The following is a 19,426-nucleotide window of genomic DNA, read 5'->3' as shown; positions in this document are numbered from 1 at the left end:
AATCCCTTAGCTCACGCCGAGCATTTTTCTTGCTGTGTCAATGTGTGGAGGTATGTGTGATGCAGAAGAGGCGATCGCGCGATACGCTTCGCGGATCTGCGTCAGCGCGCTTTCAATATGCGCCAGCGCCAGTTGTTGTTGCGGGCTGCGAACGGCTTTCGGCAATGCCAGCCGCATCGCATTGCGCATATCGCGCCCGGAAAGGCCATCGGAAAGGGCAACCGCCTGCGCGATCAGGGTTTCTCGGTCGTCCGCCAGAGGAATGGTCGCCACCAGCAGTTTGGCCCAGATGCGCTGGCGCTCAGGCTCGCCGGGCAGGGTAAAGCCGATATGATGGGTGATGCGGCTCAGGAAGGCGCTATCGTAATTTTTCACAAAGTTGGTGGCGAAAATCACGATACCCGCGTGTTTTTCCAGTTCGATAAGCAAGGTGGAACGCATGGCATTGACCTCATTATCAATACCCTGCGTGACAGAAGAGAGGCGTTTACCAAGCAGCGTGTCGGCTTCGTCAAAGAACAACACGGCATTTTCGCGTTCGGCCTGGCGAAAAAGCGCAGCAATATTCTTCGCCGTTTCGCCCATAAATTTGCTTTCCAGATCAGTAATGCTCACCAGCATGATATTGCGCGCCAGCGAACCGGCCAGCGCCTCGGCGGTCAGGGTTTTTCCGGTGCCTGGCGGGCCGTAAAAATTAAGGACAATACCTTTTCCTTGCGGGTCAACGGCAGAGAACCCCCAGTCAAGGTAGATCTGCTGGTAGTGCTCGATTTTGGCTTTCGCTTCATCCAATTGTTCAATTACTTCCGCCGCCAGGGCGACATCGCTTTCCAGCGTAAAACGCGGCGCAATCGCTGGAGCGAAAAGTGATTTATCCTCATCATCGGCTTTTTCCCGTTGCCGGGAGAACTGCGGGCTGATGCGTCCGGATGTCATACTATCGCCTCTCTGTGTTAACGGTTTCGGTTTACGCGAACCAAACATATAAGTCCCTGTCCTTGATAACGTCGCGGCCGCTATACGGCGTGAAAACGGGTATGTAAATCCTGTTCAAATTGCTCGCGCAGCGAGGCGGGCGAAAGAATGCCGATGTCCGGCAGCCAGTAGCGCAGCCAGCGAAAAAGCGTATGCGGATCGCTGATCGCCGTAGAGAGCGTCAGGCTGCCATCGTCGTGGTGTTCAATAATGCGTTGCGCGGGGAACAGCGCCCGGCGGGTGACATACTCCGCGGCATGCGCCGATACGCGCAGTACCGTCTCCACCCGCGAGCCAAAGCGAATACCGACATGATTTTCCAGCTCGGCGACCACCTCAGCGAGCAGCTCAAAGCGCTGGTCGGTGCTGGTTAGCCGCTCAATACGCGCCACTTCGAACGCCTTTAACTGCCCTTTTTCTATGGCCGCCAGGTACCACAAGCCGTATTGGTTAATCAGCCGGTAAGGCTGCGCGCGCCGGGCTTTGTCGCGGTAGCGATATTCCACTTCTGTGCGCTGGCTAATGGCCTGATTTAACTGGTTAAGCAGCGGCTCGAGCTGCTGATTTTGCCGGCTGCTCGGTGCGTGAAAGGAGATATTGCTGCGCTGTTTCATGCTGTTACGCAGCGATTGTCCGTCCTGGCGCGGAAAGAGATGCGCCACGCCGGTAAAGTCAGCGAATTCCGCCAGATGACCGCTGTGTAATGTCGGAAGAAGGTGGGCGCTGAGTTTATAGCGTCCTGGCGAAACCTGATCGAGGATATGTCCCAGCCGCGCAAGGTCGCGGTAAGCCGTGCGTTCCGTTATGCCGAATTTATCGCACAGCCACGCCTTATCGATGGTTTTGCCCTGATAGAGCGCAGCGAAAATTTCGCACAGCCGCTCAATCAACGGGTCGTGTTTTCTGTCGTGACTTTCCTTCATTGCTGCGGGTTCCGGAATAAAGTCTCACAAGACGTTAAAAGTACAGCCTGACCATCGCGCCACGGCCCGAAGTTTCAGGTAAAACCTTGTTTTTGTTCATAGGGATTAACGGCAGAAAACAGGAAAACTAAAATGAAATTTCCGCGTGCTATGCAATCCCCTGATTCTATTAAGGGAAAGATAAACGTCCTCGCTGACAGGAGATGTCAGTGTACAGTAATTGCCGCCTGCCGCTTCGCTAACTTCAACAAAACATCAACGAATCGGCCACTTACGTTGTTCATTCCCCGTGCGGAAAAGATAATCGTTATTTACTTTGGTATATAACGAGAAGCATGATGAAAACGATGACAGGCAAGTGTGCAGCGGTGATAGCGCTGGCAGTGTTGAGCGCTACGCCCGTTCTGGCAAAAGATATTCGCGTCACTTATGCCGGTTCGATGGGCAAAGTGATGGATCAGGGGCTGGGACCGGTGTTTGCGAAAGCGGAAAACGGTGCCTGGCAGGGCCAGGGACAGGGCGCTTACGGGATGGCGCGTTTGCTGGCGAGCCATAAACTGACGGCGGACGTGTTTGTCTCCATCAACCCTGGCCCCATGCAGATCCTGAAAGATGCAGGCTTAATCGATGATGCCGTCCCGGTCGCCAGCACCAGCATGGTGATAGCGTACAGCCCGAAAGGGAAATATGCCGCGCAGTTTGCCGACTCCAGTAAACATCATGATGCCGGCTGGCTGAAGCTGCTGGCGCAGAAAGATATTCACTTCGGCCGCACCGATCCGTATGTCGATCCGAAAGGGCAGAACATTGTCTTTACCCTTCTGCTGGCGGAAAAATATTACCACCAGCCGGGCATCGCGCAGAAAGTGCTGGGCGACCTGCAAAACCCGGAACAGACTCACCAGGAAGGCGGCCTGCTGGCGCGCCTCGAGAGCGGCCAGATTGATGCCGCAGCCGGTTACGAAAGCGAAGTACGTTCCGCCCATCTGCCGTATGTTGCGCTGCCGGATGAGATCAACCTGAGTAACCCGGCGCTGGCGAAACAGTGGTATGACACTGTCAGCTTCACCATTAAAGACAGCGCTGGCAAAGATCAAACCCTGCACACGCAGCCGATGGTGTTTTACGCGGCAGTACTGAAGAACGCGCCAAACGGCACCGATCAGGCGAAGAAATTCGTTGAATTTATGCAAAGCGCGCAGGGGCAGCAGATCTTGAATCAATATGGTTACGCCGCGCCGAAAGGCAACGCGCTGTACCGCTGATGCGCCAGGCCGGGCGTATGGCGGGCTGGTTGTCGCTTCCCGCATTGCTGCTGTTGTGCATTCCGTTTGTTACCCTGCTGCATGAAACGCCGTGGGGCCACTTCCGGCTTGCCTGGCGGGATGACAATGCGATTGCCGTGTCGCTCGGCCTTGGGCTGCTGGCGCTGTGCCTGATTATCCTGATCGGACTGCCGGTGGCCTGGTGGCTGGCGCGAGCTACCGGGCGCAAACGTCTGATCGCCGAGCTGCTGGTAATGATTCCGCTGCTGACGCCGCCGCTGTCGATGGGTATTCTGCTGGTTTCCGCATGGGGGCCGTACGGCCTGTTTGGTCAGTGGCTGTCGCAGGTCGGCATGACGCTGGTCAACAATCCTGCCGCCTTTGTGCTGGCACAGCTTTACGGCGCGCTTCCCTACTTTATTGTGGTGGCGCGCAGCGCCTTCAGCACCGTACCGAAAACGATTCTTGAAGCCGGGCAGACGCTTGGCGCGGGCGGCTGGCAGCGCTTTCGCTATCTGGCGCTGCCAATGGCGATGCCAGGGCTGGCCTCGGCTATTGCGCTGGCCTGGGTGCGGGCGGTTGGCGAGTTCGGCATTGTGATGATCTTCGCTTACTTTCCGCAGGGTATTCCGGTCAAGCTCTACACCAACCTGCAAAACGACGGCGTCGATTCCGTTTATACCCTGCTGTGGCTGCTGCTGATCGTCACGCTGCCGCTGCCGATGATCTGTATGGCACTGGGTAGGCGGGCGCAGGTGAATCAGCTTTGAGATAAGAGGTCACGGCCCGGCACACTTTCCATCGCCGGGCCTCTGAGGATCAGTCACCCGCTTTGGTCAGGGTTGCCAGTTCATCAGCAGAGAGGTTTAACGTTACGGCAGTGACAAAGCTTTCAACGTGGGCAACGTTGGTGGCGCTGGCGATCGGCGCGGTGACGCCCGGCTGGTTAATCAGCCAGGCAAGCGCGACTTCGGCCGGTTTTACGTTATGTTTTGCAGCAATGGTTTCCAGCGCATCAATAATGGCGAAACCGCGTGGATTCAGGTATTTGGCAATGCCCTGCCCGCGCTGGCTCTGGCTGAGATCTTTTTCGCTGCGGTATTTCCCGGAGAGGAAACCGGAAGCGAGACTGTAGTAAGTCACCACGCCGATATTCTCCCGCACCGTTAAGTTCTGCAACGCGCCTTCAAAACCGGAACGATCGTAGAGGTTGTATTCCGGTTGCAACACCTGGTAGCGCGGCAACCCTTTCGCATCCGCCACTTTTAGCGATTCCGCCAGCTGCTCCGCATTGAGGTTCGACGCGCCGACGGCGCGGATTTTCCCCGCTTTCAGCAGCTTCTCATACGCGCCAAGGGTTTCCTCATACGGCGTGTCGTTATCCGGCCAGTGCGAAAAGTAGAGATCGATATAGTCGGTTTGCAGACGGCGCAGTGAATCCTCAACCGCCTGCGCTATCCAGCGGGCGGAAAGCCCTTTTTTACCCGGTTCGCGCAGATCGGCTCCCACTTTGGTAAAGAGTGTCACTTTATCGCGCGCGCCCGGATGCGCCGCCAGCCATTTGCCGATAATGGTTTCTGATTCGCCGCCTTTGTTGCCCGGTGCCCATGCCGAATAGACATCCGCGGTATCAATCGCGGTAAAGCCGCGTTCGAAAAGCGCGTCCAGCAGGCTGAAGCTCTGCTTTTCATCTACCGTCCAGCCGAAAACATTGCCGCCAAAAACCAGTGCGGGGATCTGCAAGCCAGTTGTACCCAGTGAACGTAAAGCCATTTGCTCATACCTCCGTGAAATAGCGTATCTGTTTACGCAAAGACTTTAATCCTGGCCTGCTGAGCCGTGCGTTTTTTGGTCATCCGTGCGGTTTAAACACCGGATGCGTCTGCAATAACGCGGTGATCGGTCGCAGATTTTCGCGCAGTACGCTATGCAGGTGGCGAATGGCCGGGTTGAACTGTTTGCGGTGCGGGCACACCAGATTCAGCGGCGCGGCTTCGCCAGCATGTTGCGGTAACAACACCTCCAGCCGGCCTGCCAGCACATCCGCGCTGATGTCGATCCATGATTTATAGACGATGCCCATTCCGTCCAGCGCCCAGCGGCGGGCAATATCCGCGTCATCACACAACATACGGCTTTTAACAATAAGCTGACGCCGCATGCCGTTTTCCGGAAAGCTCCATTTGTCATACACCTGGTTGTTCATGGTGAATAACAGACAGTGGTGATTCACCACTTCATCCAGCGTTTTGGGGCGACCGTGTTGTGCCAGATAATCAGGGGAAGCGGCCAGCACCCGTCGATTATCCTCGGCCACCGGCAGCGCGACATAGCTGCTGTTATCCAGCACGCCGTAGCGAATGGCGATGTCCACCGGATCGCGAAAGACATCGCTTACCTGATCGGAAAGCGACAGGCGCAGCGAAATTTTCGGGTACTGCTGGCAAAAACGGGTGATCAACGGCAGCAAGACATTGCGGCCAATGTCCGAAGGAACGGCAACGCGCAATTCGCCACGGATCTCGTTATCGCCGCTGTGCAAGCTTTCAGCGCCCGCCTGCACCACTTCCAGCATCTCCTGGGCGAAGGGCAGATATTTTTCTCCTTCCGCGGTCAGACGCAGGCTGCGCGTTGAGCGCACAAACAGGCGCTTATCCAGATCGCGCTCTAGCCGGTTGACGGCGGCGCTGACCTGGCCCGGCAGTAATCCGGCTTCCCGCGCAGCATTGGAAAAACTGCCCAGCATGGCCGAGCGAACAAACAGCGTGACATCTTCCAGGCGAATCATGGTGGCTCCCGTAGCGCAAAAACCCTTCTGTTTTGCCAGAAAACCCTGTGGCGGGAAATGTTATTTTCACTCCTCGAGTGAAAGTGCTGCCTTTTTACACCGATTTATCTGGTTATGTTTTGCGTTTATGCTCGCTGCAATCAACAGTACCGTCCCTGATTTGTTCATATTTTCACCAGGAGAGAAAAAATGACCCTTGATGATGCCGTCGTTGCCCGCCATACCGTAAAAGCATTCGAACCCGGCCAGACGCTGCCGCAGGATAAAATCGAAACGCTGCTGAACGTGCTGCAAAACAGCCCCTCCTCCGTTAACTCGCAGCCGTGGCACTTTGTTGTCGCCTCCACGGCGCAAGGGCGTGAAGCCATTGCTAAATCCACCACCGGCGCTTTTGCCTATAACGAGCCGAAAGTCCTGAACGCCTCTCATGTGATTGCGCTGTGCATCCGCAGTGATATTGACGACAAACACCTGCAAAACGTTCTCGCGCAGGAGCAGAAAGATGGCCGCTTTGTCGCAGAAGGCGCGCAGGCGGGCCAGGATAAAAGCCGCCGTTCTTACGTCGATATGCATCGCTACGAACTGCGCGATCTGCCGCAGTGGATGGAGAAACAGGTGTACCTGGCGTTAGGCGGCCTGCTGCTGGGCGCGGCAATGCTTGGCATTGACGCCACGCCAATGGAAGGTTTTGACCAGCGCGCGCTGGATCTGTCGCTGGGCCTGCGTGAAAAAGGGCTGACCAGCGTGGTGCTGGTCTCGCTCGGCGTGCGCAGCGATAAAGACTTCAACGCCGCCCTGCCGAAATCCCGCCTGCCGCGCGACGAAATCTTCACCTTTATCTAACCCCGCTATGCCCGGTAGCGCGACGCTTACCGGGCCTGCAACGTAAACCGGGTTTAATACAACCCGGAAATCACCAACAGTTCATCCATGATGATTTTCATCACATCGTCCTGTTCACCTTTTTCTGCCATGAATATGTGAGCTATGTTCGCCGGTATTGTGCAGGTGTTTGCTGGTAACGTTGCTTAAACGCACGGGAAAACGAAGAGAGGGAGAGAAACCCGCAACGTTCTGCAATGACATCGACCGTCAGACCACGCTGCTGGTGCAACAAACGCGCGGCCTGCGCAAGGCGGATTTGCGTCAGCCAACTTTGTGGCGTCAGGTGATAACAGCGGGAAAAATGGCGGGCGAAAGTTGCGCGGGAGAGAAAGCAACGCTGTGCCAGCGTCTCCAGCGTCCACGGCTGCGCTGGTTCGGCCAGTACCGCCAGTACCGCAGGCGCGAGGCGCGGATCGCTCATCAACCGCAACAGCCCGGCTGGCGGCTCCTGCGCAGCCAGTAAAATGCGCAGCAGCATCGTTAAAAACGACATCGCCAGGCTTTGTACCATCTTCGCCCCGCCGGGCTGGTTACTCAGGCTTTCACGCACCAGCATCGCCAGCAGGGTTTGCAGCTCCGGAAAATCCTGCTGCCCGTCGGTATGCAAATGGACAACATCGACTTCATGGGCAAACAGCCAGCCGCTGTGCGGGCCAAAATCGAACTCGCCGCATAACACTTCCACCGCGCTGCCTTCACCTTCCGCCACAACCTCCGTCAGCGTGCCGTTGTACTGGCTGGCCACTGGCGCAAGGTGTCCCCAGTCAATCAGCCCCTGCAACAGATGCGGCGAGCCGTGCGGCAGCAGCAGCACATCTCCTGCGCGCACATCATAGATTTTCCCCGCCACATTCAGCCGTGCTTCCCCTTTCAGGATCACATGCCAGGGCACCGCGCCGGGCGCAAGTTGAACGTGATCGGCCTGCCAGCGCCCGGCGAAACGGCAGTGAAGATTCACCGCACAGACCGGCGCAAGCAGGGTGAGCATCTGGCTGAGAGTATCCATCTTTCCCCTGAGACGATAAGACAAAAAACAGAGACGATTTGGCGCATTCTACACCGTCCGCGCAGCCTAACATAAGCCCAACGCCGCCACAGCGGCCCTCATTTAACACTGAACAGGAGCAAATCATGAGCCGTTTAACCCACATTCAGGCTGAAGAAGCCACCGGTAAAGCCGCAGAATTATTTACTGCCATCAAACGCGCAATGGGCAAAGTGCCGAATGCTTATCTGACTATCGGCAGCCACTCGCCGGAGGCGCTGGGCCAGGCGCTGCAACATAATGCCATGCTGACGAAAAGCAGCCTGAGCGCCAAAGAGCGTGAAGCCATTAACCTTGCCGTCAGCGAAGCAAGCGGCTGTGATTATTGCCTGGCCGCCCACACACTGGCAGCAAAAGGTGCAGGTTACAGCGAAGAGCAGACCCGGCAGTTGCGTCGCGGCGAATACCCGCAGGATGCGCACATTGATGCGCTGGTGAAATTCGTGCAAACGCTGGTCACCACGCGCGGCACACTGGCTGACGATACCGTTGCCGCCTTTCGCAATGCCGGTTTCGACGATCGCCAGGTGGTGGAAACCATCAGCGCCGTCAGCGCGATTCTGTTCACCAATATGATTAACCGCGTCAATGATACGGTGGTGGATTTTCCGAAAGTGAATTGATCAATCCGGGAGGCGGAAGCCTCCCTTTTTTATTGCCACGACTCCACCCAGTGGCACGCCACCTGATGGCCGGGGCGCACTTCACGCAGTTCCGGGATTTCAGTACGACAGCGTTCCGTTGCCTGCGGGCAGCGTGAAGAGAAGCGGCAGCCGGAAGGCGGGCGCGACGGATCGGGGATTTCCCCCTGCACCACCGCCACGGGTTCGCTTTCCGGGTCGAGCGTTGGCACCGCCGCCAGCAGCGCCTGGGTGTAAGGGTGCAGCGGCTGGCTGAACAACGCATCGCGGCTAGCGGTTTCCACCAGTTTCCCCAGATACATCACCGCCACGTCATCACACAAATGCTCCACGACACCGAGATCGTGAGAAATAAACAGGAAGGTGACGCCATGCTCATCGCGCAAATCGGAGAACAGATTAATGATTTGCGCCTGGATGGAGACATCCAGCGCCGAGATGGGTTCGTCGGCAATAATAAAATCCGGGTTGAGGATCAGCGCGCGGGCAATGCCGATACGCTGGCGCTGGCCGCCGGAGAACTCATGGGGAAAGCGATTGTAATGCTGCGGGGCCAGGCCACAGATTTTCATCACCTCCAGCACTTTATCGCGCAGTTCCGCTTTGCTGCACAGCTTGTGTTCCAGCATCGCTTCGCCAATCACATCGCCAATGCGAATGCGCGGATTCAGCGAGCTGTAAGGATCCTGAAACACCAGCTGGATTTTCGGGCGCAGCGCGCGCATCTGTTTCGGCGTCAGATCCTGCAACTCCTGACCGCGATACTTCACGCTACCCGCCGTTTTGTCATACAGCCCCAGCAGCGTGCGTCCGACGGTGGTTTTACCGCTGCCGGATTCGCCCACCAGGCCAAAAATGGTGCCGGGTCGAATGTTAAAACTGACGCCGTCCACGGCGCGTAGCTGTCCGGTTTCCTGACCAAACAGCCCGTCGCGCAGCGGGAAGTGCTTTTTCAGACCATCCACTTCAATCACATATTGTTGGCTCATGCGACCGGCTCCGCTAACTCACTGTGAATACATGCGGCTTGCCGCGTTTGCCCGATCAGCGGCGGAATACCCGCGCGGCACTGCGCCGTGGCACGTTCGCAGCGATCGAAGAACGCGCAGTACGGCGGCAGCTCGGCCAGATCCGGCACCTGGCCGGGAATGGAATAGAGGCGGCGTCGGCGCTCGCCCGGAACAGGGCGCGACGCGATCAGCCCTTTGGTATAAGGGTGCAGTGGGTTGCGCAGCACATCGGCGGTCGGACCGTGCTCAACGATGCGCCCGGCGTACATTACCACGACGTGTTCCGCCATCTGCGCGATAACGCCCAAATCATGGGTGATCAGCATCAGCGCCATCTGCTGCGCCCGCGCCTGGTCACGCAGTAAACGCAGGATTTGCGCCTGTACGGTGACATCCAGCGCCGTGGTGGGCTCGTCGGCAATCAGCAGTTTCGGCTGGCAGCTTAGCGCCATGGCAATCATGATGCGCTGCAACATACCGCCGGAAAGCTGGTGCGGATAGCTGCTCATCAGGCTCTCCGCCCGCGCCAGCCCGACATCGGCGATCAATTGCGTGGCATGCGCCCAGGCCGCTTTTGGCGTTTCACCACGATGGCGAATCAGCGGTTCACAGAGCTGCTCGCCAATGGTCAGCACCGGGTTGAGCGCCGTCATCGGCTCCTGAAAGATCATCGCTAACTGATTACCACGCAGATCGGCCATTTTTGACGGCTTCAGGCGCAGCAGATCGGTGCCCTGAAAGCGGATTTCTCCGCCGTCGATACGCGCAACCTGCGGCGGTAACAGCCCCATCAGCGACATGGCGGTAACGCTTTTGCCGCAGCCGGATTCACCCACCACGCCAATAGTTTGCCCGGCCTGAATGGCAAATGAGACATCCTGTACAGCGCGCACGCGCCCCTGCTCGCTGGCGAAGGAGATGGATAAGTTATTAAAGGTAATTAGCGGCTCGCTCATTTCAGGCTCCGTTTCATTTTCGGATCCAGCGCATCGCGCAGGCCATCACCCAGCACGTTAATGGCGATGACGGTCAGAAAAATGGCGATACCCGGCGGCATCCATAGCCACGGGCGACGCTGAAAGTCGATCAGGCTGTTGGCCGCATCCATCATATTGCCCCATGAGGGCGTTGGCGGTACGACGCCAAGGCCGAGATAGCTGAGCGCAGATTCCATCAGGATGGCATTCGCCACCGCCATCGTCGCCATCACCACCAGAATGGGAATAGTGTTCGGCAACAGATGGCCGAACAGGCGGCGGCGCGAAGAGAGGCCCAATACCTGGGTCGCCAGCATAAAATCGCGTTCGCGCAGCGAGAGGATTTGCCCGCGCACCAGTCGCGCCAGCTTCGGCCACTCCAGCAGGCTGAGCATCACCACCACCATATAGATGCGCGAATCGGACGAGAAATCGAGCTCTGACAACATCGCTCCGGCGACAATCAGCAGCGGCAGGCTGGGAATCGTCATCACCAGATCCGCGAGGCGCATAATCAGTTTGTCCGTCCAGCCGCCGGCATAACCGGAGATCGCGCCCAGCAGGTAGCCCAGCGCCACCGAAAGCAGCATGGTCAGCAGGCCAATAATCAGCGAGATACGCCCGGCAAGCAGCAGACGGGTATAGATGTCGCGGCCAAGAAAATCGGTGCCCAGCCAGTGCTCTGCGCCAGGCGGTTTGTTGATCATCAGCGCGTCGGTGGCGTCATCTTTCCACGGCGACCACACCGGCCCCAGCACGCACCAGATGGTCATGACCACCAGCAGAACCAGGCACAGCATCGCGATATGATTGTGGCGCAGCGCTTTCCACGCCTGGCGCCACGGAGAGGGCGTGGCCTGCGCCAGCGCCGGAATTTCCGCCTTGCGCAGGCGGCGATTGGTTGAGAAAAGGGAACCGAACATCACGACCTCACGCGAATACGCGGGTCGGCCCACGCGTACAGCACATCGGCAATCAGGTTGCCAACAATGGTTAATACCGCCAGAAACAGAGTGAACCCCATCAGCACCGGATAATCTCGGGCGGCCAGCGAATCAATATGGATATGCCCCGCACCCGGCCAGTTAAACACCTTTTCGGTGATGATCGCGCCGGAAAACAACCCTGGCAGCTCAAAACCGAGCAGGGTGATGATCGGCAGTAGCGCATTGCGCAGCGCGTGTTTGAGGATCACTGTGCGTTCGCGCAGACCTTTGGCGCGCGCGGTGCGGATAAAATCCATCTTCACCACGTCCAGCATACTGGCGCGGAAATAGCGCGTCAGGCTGCCCGCCTGCAACATCACCAGCGCCATGACCGGCAACACCAGATGCGCCGCAACCTGCATCACCCACGCCCAGCCGCTATCGTCGCTGCCGGTGTTGGTCATGCCGCCCACCGGCAACCAGTGCAGATCGACCGCGAACCACTTAATCAGCAACAGGCAGAGGAAAAAGGTCGGGAATGACATGGCGGCGAATACCACCACGCTGACCAGATGATCGAACAGCGAATTGGGTTTCAGCGCTGAGGCAATGCCCACCGCCAGCCCGATGCCCCAGTAAAACACCAGCGCAACGCTTGCCAGCAGGAACGAGTTCCAGATGTACTGGTTAAGTAGCTGGCTCACCGGGATTTGGTATTGCAGCGAGAACCCCAAATCGCCGCGCAGCAACTGGCCGAGCCAGTGCAGATAGCGGGTGAAGAGCGGTTGATCGAGGCCATAAATGGCTTTCAGTTCGGCGGCGCGGGCGGCGGTGAGGGTAATGTTACCGTCGATAAAGTCGCCCGGCGTTTTCGCGAACAGCATAAAAATAATCAGTGATGCGAGCAGCAGCATTGGCAGGGTTTGCAGCAGTCGCCTGAGGATAAAATTTCGCATAGCTTTCTCATGACAACTGCCGGGGAGCCCCGGCAGTTGTTGGTGTTACTTGACGATTTTCACATCCGGCAGGCTACCGGTCAGTCCGTTGTAAATATCCGGCTTAAAGCCGGTGACGCGGGCGCTGCTGGCCGACAAAATCTCGCGGTTACCCAGCAGAATCGCCGGTGGATCGTCCGCCAGCACTTTATACAGCTGGTGATAAATCGGTTTGCGTTTTTCCACATCGAGCACCGCATTACCTTCGTTGATCAGCTTATCAACCTGCGGATTGTTATAGCCGGACTCTTTCGCTTCCGTGCTGTAGTAATCCCACACGCCATCATGCGGATCGTTGAGCGTGCTGGTGCTGAAAGAGGCCAGGTCATAGTTGCCCGCTTTACGCTGCGCCATCAGGGCGTTGAAATCCACCACCTGCGGTTTCAGCAGCACGCCAATCTGCTGCCAGTTCTCTTTGGCAATGGGGATCAGCGCATCGTTCAGCACTTTCTTGCTCACCAGCAGCGTCAGCTCCAGACGTTTACCGTCTTTCACGCGGATGCCATCCGGCCCCGGTTTCCAGCCCGCTTCATCGAGTAGTTTCTTCGCCTGTGCCGGGTCGAATTTGTACGGGTTCACGCCGTCGGTGTTATACGCCCATGAAATCGGGGCAATAGGTTCAATCGCCACTTTGCCGTAGCCCTGATAAACCACATCGATCAGCTTCTGGCGGTCAAGGCCGTAAATCAGCGCCTGGCGCACTTTCACGTCCTGCAACGCCGGGCGGCGCACGTTGAACTCCACTTTGCTGTAGTCGCTGGAGCCAAACAGGTTGATATTGGCGAAGCCCAGCATTTTCAGTTGTTCGATATCATCCGGGCGCGAAGTGAACGAGTCGTAATCGGTTTCGCCGGTCTGGAACAACTGGAAGTTGGTGGATGGGTTGGTTACGCGATAGATAAAGCGCGGCGTTGGCGGTGTGCCACGGTAGAAATGGGTGTTGGCGTGGAAACGAATCTCCTGGCCCGGAATGTATTTTTCATAGACATATGGCCCGTTACCCAGCGGTTTACCGTGCAACGTGCGCAGATAATCGAGGTTACCGCGCTGATACTCTTTACCGTAATACGCTTTCGACAGCACCGGGCCGCCGATTTTCGCCAGCGTAGTCGCGCCTGGCTGCGTGGTGGTGACCTGTAAGGTCAGCGGGTCGATCACTTTCAGGCCGCTGACGCTATCGGCTTTTCCGGCTTTATACTCCGCGCCGCCCGCAATATTGGCGAGGGTGATGTCAGTATCGCCATCATATTTCGGGTCATACAGCACGGTCAGGGTAAACGCCACGTCTTCGGCAGTCAGCGGCGAACCGTCGCTGAAAGTCAGGTTCGGGCGCAGCTTAATGGTGTAGACCTTGTTGTCCGGGCTGACGCTCCAGCTTTCCGCCAGGCCAGGCACCAGATTGCCGTGGCTATCCCAGTCGATCAGGCGTGAGAAAATCACGTTGGTGACGTTTTCGTCCCAGCCGTTAACAAAGAAATAGGGGTTAAAAATACCCTGCGGTTCAGAGATGCCTGCCACCACCGTGTCTTTACGCAGCTTAGCCGCCGCCGGAATTTGGCTGGCATCAGTGGCTGGCGTAATACCCTCTTTTAAGGGTTCATCGGCGAAAGAGGCTGAAGAGAAAGCCACCACACTGCTGAGTAACGCGATTTTCAGCGCCAGAGTAAAGCGCGTGGGTTTTGTTTTTAAGCTATTCAGTAAGCTGGACAAAATTGCTCCCTCATCAAATGATTGCGTGGAATTTACAAATCATGACGAACGATAAAAGCCGCACCGCACCCTGTCTAACAACGAAAAAATCTGGCTTATAGCAAATTGTCATTAGCAAATTTATGGCAAATCAATGTCATAAGTTTGCTAAGCAGCTTACAAACCGCATTGTGCCGACGAATTGAGGAACCCGCAAAGCCCGGTCAAAACCATCCCCGGTAGTAAAGGCGTGATTTCCACAACTCTGGTCGTTTTATCACCATGAAAGTGCGCGCCTGAAAAAACAGGCAAACAGAAAGAAGCGCTTCCTGTTTGCCTGTGGCTGCATGCCTGCTTATTTACGTTACTGAGGAATAACGTCCGTAGCACAGAATTTTGTGATTAGCGTGTTGGCTAATTATATTCAGAGCTAATAAGGATCCTTTGATTTAATTCATCAAACTCATCGGCAAGATAATTAACTTCAAACAAACCAAGTTTAATTAACATATTGTCTTTCTTATCATTGAATGCGAAAGAAAGATAAACACAGCCATTTGACTCGACCAGTGTTGTTCTGTCAGGAGTCAGTGTTGTATTACTTTTATCTAACATAATATTCTCCTATTAATATTCCAGTAATTCTCTTCGGCCTTCTATTGCCGACAGTGCTCCGTCAACCAGAGCAAATAATTCATCCTCGCCGGGGTAAACGATAATTTCAGGGGTAATAAAGCCGATGCGTTTACGAATGTCATTAATCACTCTGCCGCTCCGGGCAACGCCTCCGGTGAGAATAATGGCATCGACGCGGCCCGCGAGAACAGCCGCGCATGAGGCGATCTCTTTTGCGACCTGGTAAGCCATCGCCTCAAGCACCTCTAACGCTTTTTGATTTCCATCGCTGATTAGCTGCTCAACATCGCGAATGTCTTTCGTGCCTAAATAGCCAAACACACCGCCTTCACCAATGAGCTTTTTCTTCAGCGAATCATAGGTATATTCACCAGAAAAACAGAGGTTTAATAAAGCCAGGCAAGGGAGACGACCCACGCGTTCCGGCGAGAACGGTCCATCGCCGCCTAATGCGGAATTCACATCAACAATCCGGCCATCGCGATGAGCGCCGACGCTGATACCGCCGCCGAGGTGCGCAACAATTAAATTCAGGCTGGCATAAGGTTTTTCCACCTGAATGGCGTAACGATGAGCAACCGCTTTCTGATTAAGGGCATGAAAAGCGCCGACCCGCGATATTTCCGGCATGCCGGAGATTTTAGCAACAGGATCACACTCATCCACCACCACCGGATCAACGGTATAAGCCATATTCTCTTTCTCAGCGTCTTTTGCCAGTTCCCAGGCCAGAATAGCGCCGAGATTTGAAGCATGCTCACCGTTAAGACCCACGCTTGCATCATGTAAATAGGCGTCGTTAATACGGTAAACACCACTTTCAAGATAGCGGACCAGCCCGCCGCGCCCGACAAACAGATCCATATCTTTGGTTCTGAAACCGTGTTCATGCAACATGCCAAGAATAATTTCTTTGCGGAATTGTTTTTGTTCCAGGATATTTGAATACGGACCTAACTCAGCTTCATTATGGTTATATGTCCGGCAAACCAGTTGCGTTCTGTTGTTATAAATCGCCAGCTTGGTTGAGGTTGATCCAGGATTAATGACCAGAATATACATAACTAGTCCTTACACTGAGCTATCGCGCAGGCAATAGAAAAATACTTCGTGGTGGCCGTGTCCGAACGCGAAGTAAATACGACGGGAGCCGAAGTGCCGGTCAGGACGCTGGCGCTTGAACCGCTGCCGAGCTGCATGACGGTCTTATAGAAGACATTCGCGCTGTTAACATCGGGCAGCACGATTAAATCAACATCACCGCCGACCTGCGTATCCAGCCCTTTATGCCGGCAGGAATCGTGGCTAAACGCCAGATCAACAGAGAGCGGCCCTTCAACGATGCAATTATCAAAATGTTCTTCGCTTAATTCCGCTGCATCTATCGTTGCCTGGATTGCAGGCGTGGCATGTTCCACGGCAGCTATGAGGGCAACCTTCGGATTACTGATGTCCAGCCGGTGGAGTAAATCCACCGACTGCGTAACCATGATTTTTTTATCCTGTTTTGTCGGGGAAATATTAATTCCGGCATCAGTAATAGCGAATAATTTTCTATAAAAAGGACTCTGAATAAAAGCCATCTGCGTGACCAGGCTGGATTCAGCAATCCCGAAGGTCTTATTGAGGATTGCCCGCAGATAAACAGGGCTGTCGACCAGGCCTTTCATTAAAATATCGGCCTTTCCTGACTTCACCAACTCCACAGCTTTATTACACGCTTGCGTTTTATCGGGAAGATCAATGACTTCAACTTCTCTGATATCAAAATCCAGACGCCCGGCAATGGTGACGATTTTTTCGCGGCAACCGACTAAAATAGCGCGACCTAACCCCTGCACGACGATCATCCTGATTGCATCGAGTGCAAAAGCATCCTCCGCAGCAGCTACTGCAATGGTTTTCTGACTTTTTCTTTTGGCTAACTCTAAAAATGAATCTAGCTGCTTTAGCATAATGGAATATCCTGAATACTCACTAAAAGCTCAGCAGGTATGAGCCATCATACCTGCTGAAATTCGGCAATCACTTACCTGTTAACACATATGCTGGCCGCCATTAATGGCAATATTAGAGCCGGTGATATAACCCGATTTATCACCACAGAGATATAACACAAGCTCTGCGATTTCATCGGCTTCACCAAGACGGCCAACCGGAATTTGCGCTTTAATACTTTCCAGCACATCATCCGGAATCGCCTGCATCATTTCCGTATTGATATATCCTGGAGAAATGGTGTTTACGGTAATGTTTTTACGCGCAACTTCCTGCGCCAGCGCTTTGGTAAAACCGTGAACGCCTGCTTTAGCCGCAGAATAATTAGCCTGACCAAACTGCCCTTTCTGACCGTTAATGGATGACATGTTAATTATGCGACCACGTTGATTGGCTAACATATTGTCAATCACCGGTTTGGTCATATTAAACATGCTATTCAGGTTAACCTGAATTACTGCATCCCACTGGGATTTATCCATTTTCTTGAATGTTGCATCACGGGTAATACCGGCATTATTGACCAGCACATCAATGTGGCCGTATTTATTCAATACCGAGGCAACGGCAGACTGACATTGTTCATAATTACTGACATCACAAACAACCGTATCGATTTTTTCAAAGCCTGCTGCTTTTTGCGTTTCCGCCCAGTCGTTCAGCCGACTGGCATCATTATCAAACGCAACGACCTGGTAACCTTCTTTAAGAAATCGCAGGCTAATTTTTTCACCAATACCCCGAATTCCGCCCGTTACCAGTGCAATTTTTTCTTCCATGACCTGTTTCCTGTATCAAATAAAATTCCGGATCGCCGCGTTAATCCATCTCAACCGTGACAGCAATGCCCATGCCGCCGCCAATGCATAATGTCGCCAGACCTTTTTTACTTTTTCGGCGCTGCATTTCATGAATTAACGACACAAAAATACGGGCACCAGACGCGCCAATAGGGTGACCGAGAGCAATGGCGCCGCCATTAACATTCACTTTCGTCAGATCCCAGCCCATTTCACGGTTAACCGCGATAGCCTGCGCCGCAAACGCTTCATTGGCTTCAATAAGATCAAGGTTGCTGACCTGCCAGTTTGATTTTTTAAGTACATTTCGGGAAGCTTCAATCGGCCCGGTTCCCATTATTTCCGGAGCAACACCTGAGGTTGCAAATTCAACGATTCGGCCAAGCGGTGTAATACCCAGTTCTCTGGCTTTTTTCGCGGTAGCCAAAATAACCATGGCCGCGCCATCATTTACCCCGGAAGCGTTGCCGGCGGTTACGGTTCCCTCTTTCTTGAAAGCCGGGCGTAGTTTTGCCAGCCCTTCACGCGTGGTTTGTGGACGCGGAAATTCATCTTTTTCAACTACGATGGTCTCTTTACCGGGTTTGATAATAACAACCGGCACAATCTCACTGACAAAACGGGAAGCCTCAAGGGCAGCAGCGGCTTTACGTTGCGAGGCCAGCGCAAATTCATCCTGCTCTTCACGCGTAATACCATATTTCTCCGCGATATTTTCCGCAGTCATCCCCATGTGATAATCATGGAATGCATCCCATAATCCATCATTAACCATGCTGTCCTGCATTTCCCAGTTACCCATTTTCATTCCATTACGGGAGTGAGGAAGAATATGCGGGGACTGACTCATATTTTCCTGCCCGCCCGCAATAATCAGCTCAGCTTCACCGCACTTTAATGACTGATATGCAAGCTGTAATGCTTTCATTCCTGAGCCACAAACTTTATTAATTGTCAGCGCGGGAACATCCTGTGAAATACCGGAATGAATTAATGTTTGTCGCGCTGGATTTTGCCCACACCCCGCCGTTAAAACCTGACCAATGATAACCTCATCCACTTCTTTTACCGGAATATGAGACTTTTCAAGAAGTGATTTAATCACTATAGATCCCAGTTTAGGTGAGGATATATTGGCAAGGGAACCATTAAGCGAGCCAATAGCTGTCCTTGCTGCGCCAAGTATAACAATATCAGTATCCTTCATTATTTTAGCCTTTCGCTTAATTAAACTACGAGAATTTTTATCCTAATTAGGTGAAAGGGTACTTTGATTAATGTCAATGTTTGAGTAAAAGCTGACCCATACAATTTATTCAATGCTTACTATGAATTTTATATAAATAAGGCGGTTTCAAGATCGATAGTATTTAAATTTGATAATTCTTATCACCGCTCAAAAAAGGATATTTACATGATATATTTAAATGGAGGTTTTTAAAAATGACAGAAAGAGCCGAATGTTTACAAACAGGGCAAAAAGCGCAATTTACAAAAAAACTCACTGAAGAAGACGTGATGAATTTTGCAGAGGCCTCAGGTGACATGAACCCAGTGCATCTTGACGATGCCGCGGGTAAAAAAAGCATATTTGGCCAGCGTGTTGTTCACGGAATTCTGGTAAGCGGTTTAATTTCTGCAGTTATTGCAAATAAACTCCCCGGTAAAGGCTCTATTTATTTGGCGCAGGATCTTAAATTTACCAAACCAACTTTTATTGGCGATACGGTGACAGCAACCGTGGAAATTATTGCTATTGATACGGAGAAAAAACGGGTCAGTCTGAAAACCACCTGCACAAATCAGCATGGCGATGTTGTCATTAAAGGAGAAGCACTTGTGTTATCTCCCGCCGTAAAACACTGACCGGAGA

The 19,426-nt window shown here is 54.0% G+C and carries 20 protein-coding genes; 5 read left to right on the top strand and 15 right to left on the bottom strand.

Annotation, left to right across the window (positions count from 1 at the left end):
- Positions 1–6: 6 nt before the first annotated feature.
- Together Y71_RS00280 and Y71_RS00275 are read right to left on the bottom strand one after the other, a co-directional pair.
- Positions 7–936, bottom strand: coding sequence for an ATP-binding protein (locus tag Y71_RS00280; protein WP_035942318.1), 930 nt, complete (start codon positions 934–936; stop codon positions 7–9).
- 80 nt (positions 937–1,016) lie between these two features.
- The gene (locus Y71_RS00275) at positions 1,017–1,898 is read right to left on the bottom strand and encodes a helix-turn-helix transcriptional regulator (protein ID WP_007369451.1); all 882 of its coding nucleotides are present in this window, start codon (positions 1,896–1,898) and stop codon (positions 1,017–1,019) included.
- Between the two features lie 347 nt (positions 1,899–2,245).
- Between Y71_RS00275 and Y71_RS00265 the strand changes: the two genes are divergently transcribed.
- Both Y71_RS00265 and Y71_RS00260 read left to right on the top strand, forming a co-directional pair.
- Complete coding sequence (locus tag Y71_RS00265) at positions 2,246–3,163, top strand: extracellular solute-binding protein (RefSeq protein ID WP_145954160.1); 918 nt, start codon at positions 2,246–2,248, stop codon at positions 3,161–3,163.
- Between the two features lie 17 nt (positions 3,164–3,180).
- Positions 3,181–3,933 (top strand): molybdate ABC transporter permease subunit, encoded by a 753-nt coding sequence (locus Y71_RS00260; protein ID WP_035942317.1) that lies wholly within the window; start codon positions 3,181–3,183, stop codon positions 3,931–3,933.
- Positions 3,934–3,982: 49 nt separating this feature from the next.
- Here the strand turns inward: Y71_RS00260 and Y71_RS00255 are convergent, their stop codons facing one another.
- Both Y71_RS00255 and Y71_RS00250 read right to left on the bottom strand, forming a co-directional pair.
- The gene (locus Y71_RS00255; protein ID WP_007369448.1) at positions 3,983–4,936 is read right to left on the bottom strand and encodes an aldo/keto reductase; all 954 of its coding nucleotides are present in this window, start codon (positions 4,934–4,936) and stop codon (positions 3,983–3,985) included.
- Between the two features lie 79 nt (positions 4,937–5,015).
- A complete protein-coding gene (locus Y71_RS00250) occupies positions 5,016–5,951 on the bottom strand; it encodes a LysR family transcriptional regulator (RefSeq protein WP_007369447.1) in 936 nt (311 codons plus the stop codon).
- 189 nt (positions 5,952–6,140) lie between these two features.
- Here Y71_RS00250 and nfsB point away from each other — a divergent pair, with 189 nt between their 5' ends.
- Positions 6,141–6,794 (top strand): oxygen-insensitive NAD(P)H nitroreductase, encoded by a 654-nt coding sequence (nfsB, locus tag Y71_RS00245; RefSeq protein WP_007369445.1) that lies wholly within the window; start codon positions 6,141–6,143, stop codon positions 6,792–6,794.
- A gap of 142 nt (positions 6,795–6,936) precedes the next feature.
- Here nfsB and Y71_RS00240 read toward each other — a convergent pair whose 3' ends face one another.
- Positions 6,937–7,842 carry a helix-turn-helix domain-containing protein gene (locus Y71_RS00240; protein ID WP_081120683.1) on the bottom strand — a complete coding sequence of 302 codons (906 nt, stop codon included), beginning with the start codon at positions 7,840–7,842 and terminating at the stop codon, positions 6,937–6,939.
- A 125-nt stretch (positions 7,843–7,967) separates the two neighbouring features.
- Here Y71_RS00240 and Y71_RS00235 point away from each other — a divergent pair, with 125 nt between their 5' ends.
- Positions 7,968–8,504: a carboxymuconolactone decarboxylase family protein gene (locus tag Y71_RS00235; RefSeq protein WP_007369443.1), complete on the top strand. Its 537-nt coding sequence runs from the start codon at positions 7,968–7,970 to the stop codon at positions 8,502–8,504.
- A 29-nt stretch (positions 8,505–8,533) separates the two neighbouring features.
- Here Y71_RS00235 and Y71_RS00230 read toward each other — a convergent pair whose 3' ends face one another.
- The 10 genes from Y71_RS00230 to Y71_RS00190 all read right to left on the bottom strand — a co-directional run bounded on the left by Y71_RS00230 (position 8,534) and on the right by Y71_RS00190 (position 18,760).
- Positions 8,534–9,511, bottom strand: coding sequence for an ABC transporter ATP-binding protein (locus Y71_RS00230; RefSeq protein WP_007369442.1), 978 nt, complete (start codon positions 9,509–9,511; stop codon positions 8,534–8,536).
- Positions 9,508–10,488 (bottom strand): ABC transporter ATP-binding protein, encoded by a 981-nt coding sequence (locus tag Y71_RS00225; protein ID WP_007369441.1) that lies wholly within the window; start codon positions 10,486–10,488, stop codon positions 9,508–9,510. Before Y71_RS00225 ends, Y71_RS00230 begins: the two co-directional genes overlap by 4 nt.
- Entirely contained in the window at positions 10,485–11,432 is a 948-nt protein-coding gene (gene opp4C / locus Y71_RS00220) for an oligopeptide ABC transporter permease (protein WP_007369440.1), read from the bottom strand. Before opp4C ends, Y71_RS00225 begins: the two co-directional genes overlap by 4 nt.
- On the bottom strand, positions 11,432–12,391 hold the full coding sequence (locus Y71_RS00215; RefSeq protein ID WP_007369439.1) for an ABC transporter permease: 960 nt from the start codon (positions 12,389–12,391) through the stop codon (positions 11,432–11,434). Before Y71_RS00215 ends, opp4C begins: the two co-directional genes overlap by 1 nt.
- Positions 12,392–12,436: 45 nt before the next feature.
- Positions 12,437–14,140, bottom strand: a complete 1,704-nt coding sequence (locus Y71_RS00210) for an ABC transporter substrate-binding protein (protein WP_007369438.1) — start codon at positions 14,138–14,140, stop codon at positions 12,437–12,439.
- Between the two features lie 393 nt (positions 14,141–14,533).
- On the bottom strand, positions 14,534–14,734 hold the full coding sequence (locus Y71_RS29855; RefSeq protein WP_007369437.1) for a hypothetical protein: 201 nt from the start codon (positions 14,732–14,734) through the stop codon (positions 14,534–14,536).
- A gap of 12 nt (positions 14,735–14,746) precedes the next feature.
- Positions 14,747–15,817: a butyrate kinase gene (gene buk / locus Y71_RS00205; RefSeq protein WP_007369436.1), complete on the bottom strand. Its 1,071-nt coding sequence runs from the start codon at positions 15,815–15,817 to the stop codon at positions 14,747–14,749.
- Between the two features lie 2 nt (positions 15,818–15,819).
- Entirely contained in the window at positions 15,820–16,710 is an 891-nt protein-coding gene (locus Y71_RS00200; RefSeq protein ID WP_007369435.1) for a phosphate acyltransferase, read from the bottom strand.
- A gap of 81 nt (positions 16,711–16,791) precedes the next feature.
- Positions 16,792–17,532: an acetoacetyl-CoA reductase gene (phbB, locus tag Y71_RS00195; RefSeq protein WP_007369434.1), complete on the bottom strand. Its 741-nt coding sequence runs from the start codon at positions 17,530–17,532 to the stop codon at positions 16,792–16,794.
- A 40-nt stretch (positions 17,533–17,572) separates the two neighbouring features.
- The gene (locus Y71_RS00190) at positions 17,573–18,760 is read right to left on the bottom strand and encodes an acetyl-CoA C-acetyltransferase (protein ID WP_035886817.1); all 1,188 of its coding nucleotides are present in this window, start codon (positions 18,758–18,760) and stop codon (positions 17,573–17,575) included.
- Between the two features lie 236 nt (positions 18,761–18,996).
- On the opposite strand from Y71_RS00190, the gene Y71_RS00185 reads away from it, so the two are divergent.
- Entirely contained in the window at positions 18,997–19,419 is a 423-nt protein-coding gene (locus Y71_RS00185) for a MaoC family dehydratase (protein WP_007369432.1), read from the top strand.
- Positions 19,420–19,426 lie beyond the last annotated feature (7 nt).

It is taken from the genome of Kosakonia radicincitans DSM 16656 (assembly GCF_000280495.2).
Lineage (GTDB): Bacteria > Pseudomonadota > Gammaproteobacteria > Enterobacterales > Enterobacteriaceae > Kosakonia > Kosakonia radicincitans.
The sequence above is the reverse complement of the archived record's forward strand: the minus strand, read 5'-3'. Positions and strand labels throughout refer to the sequence as shown.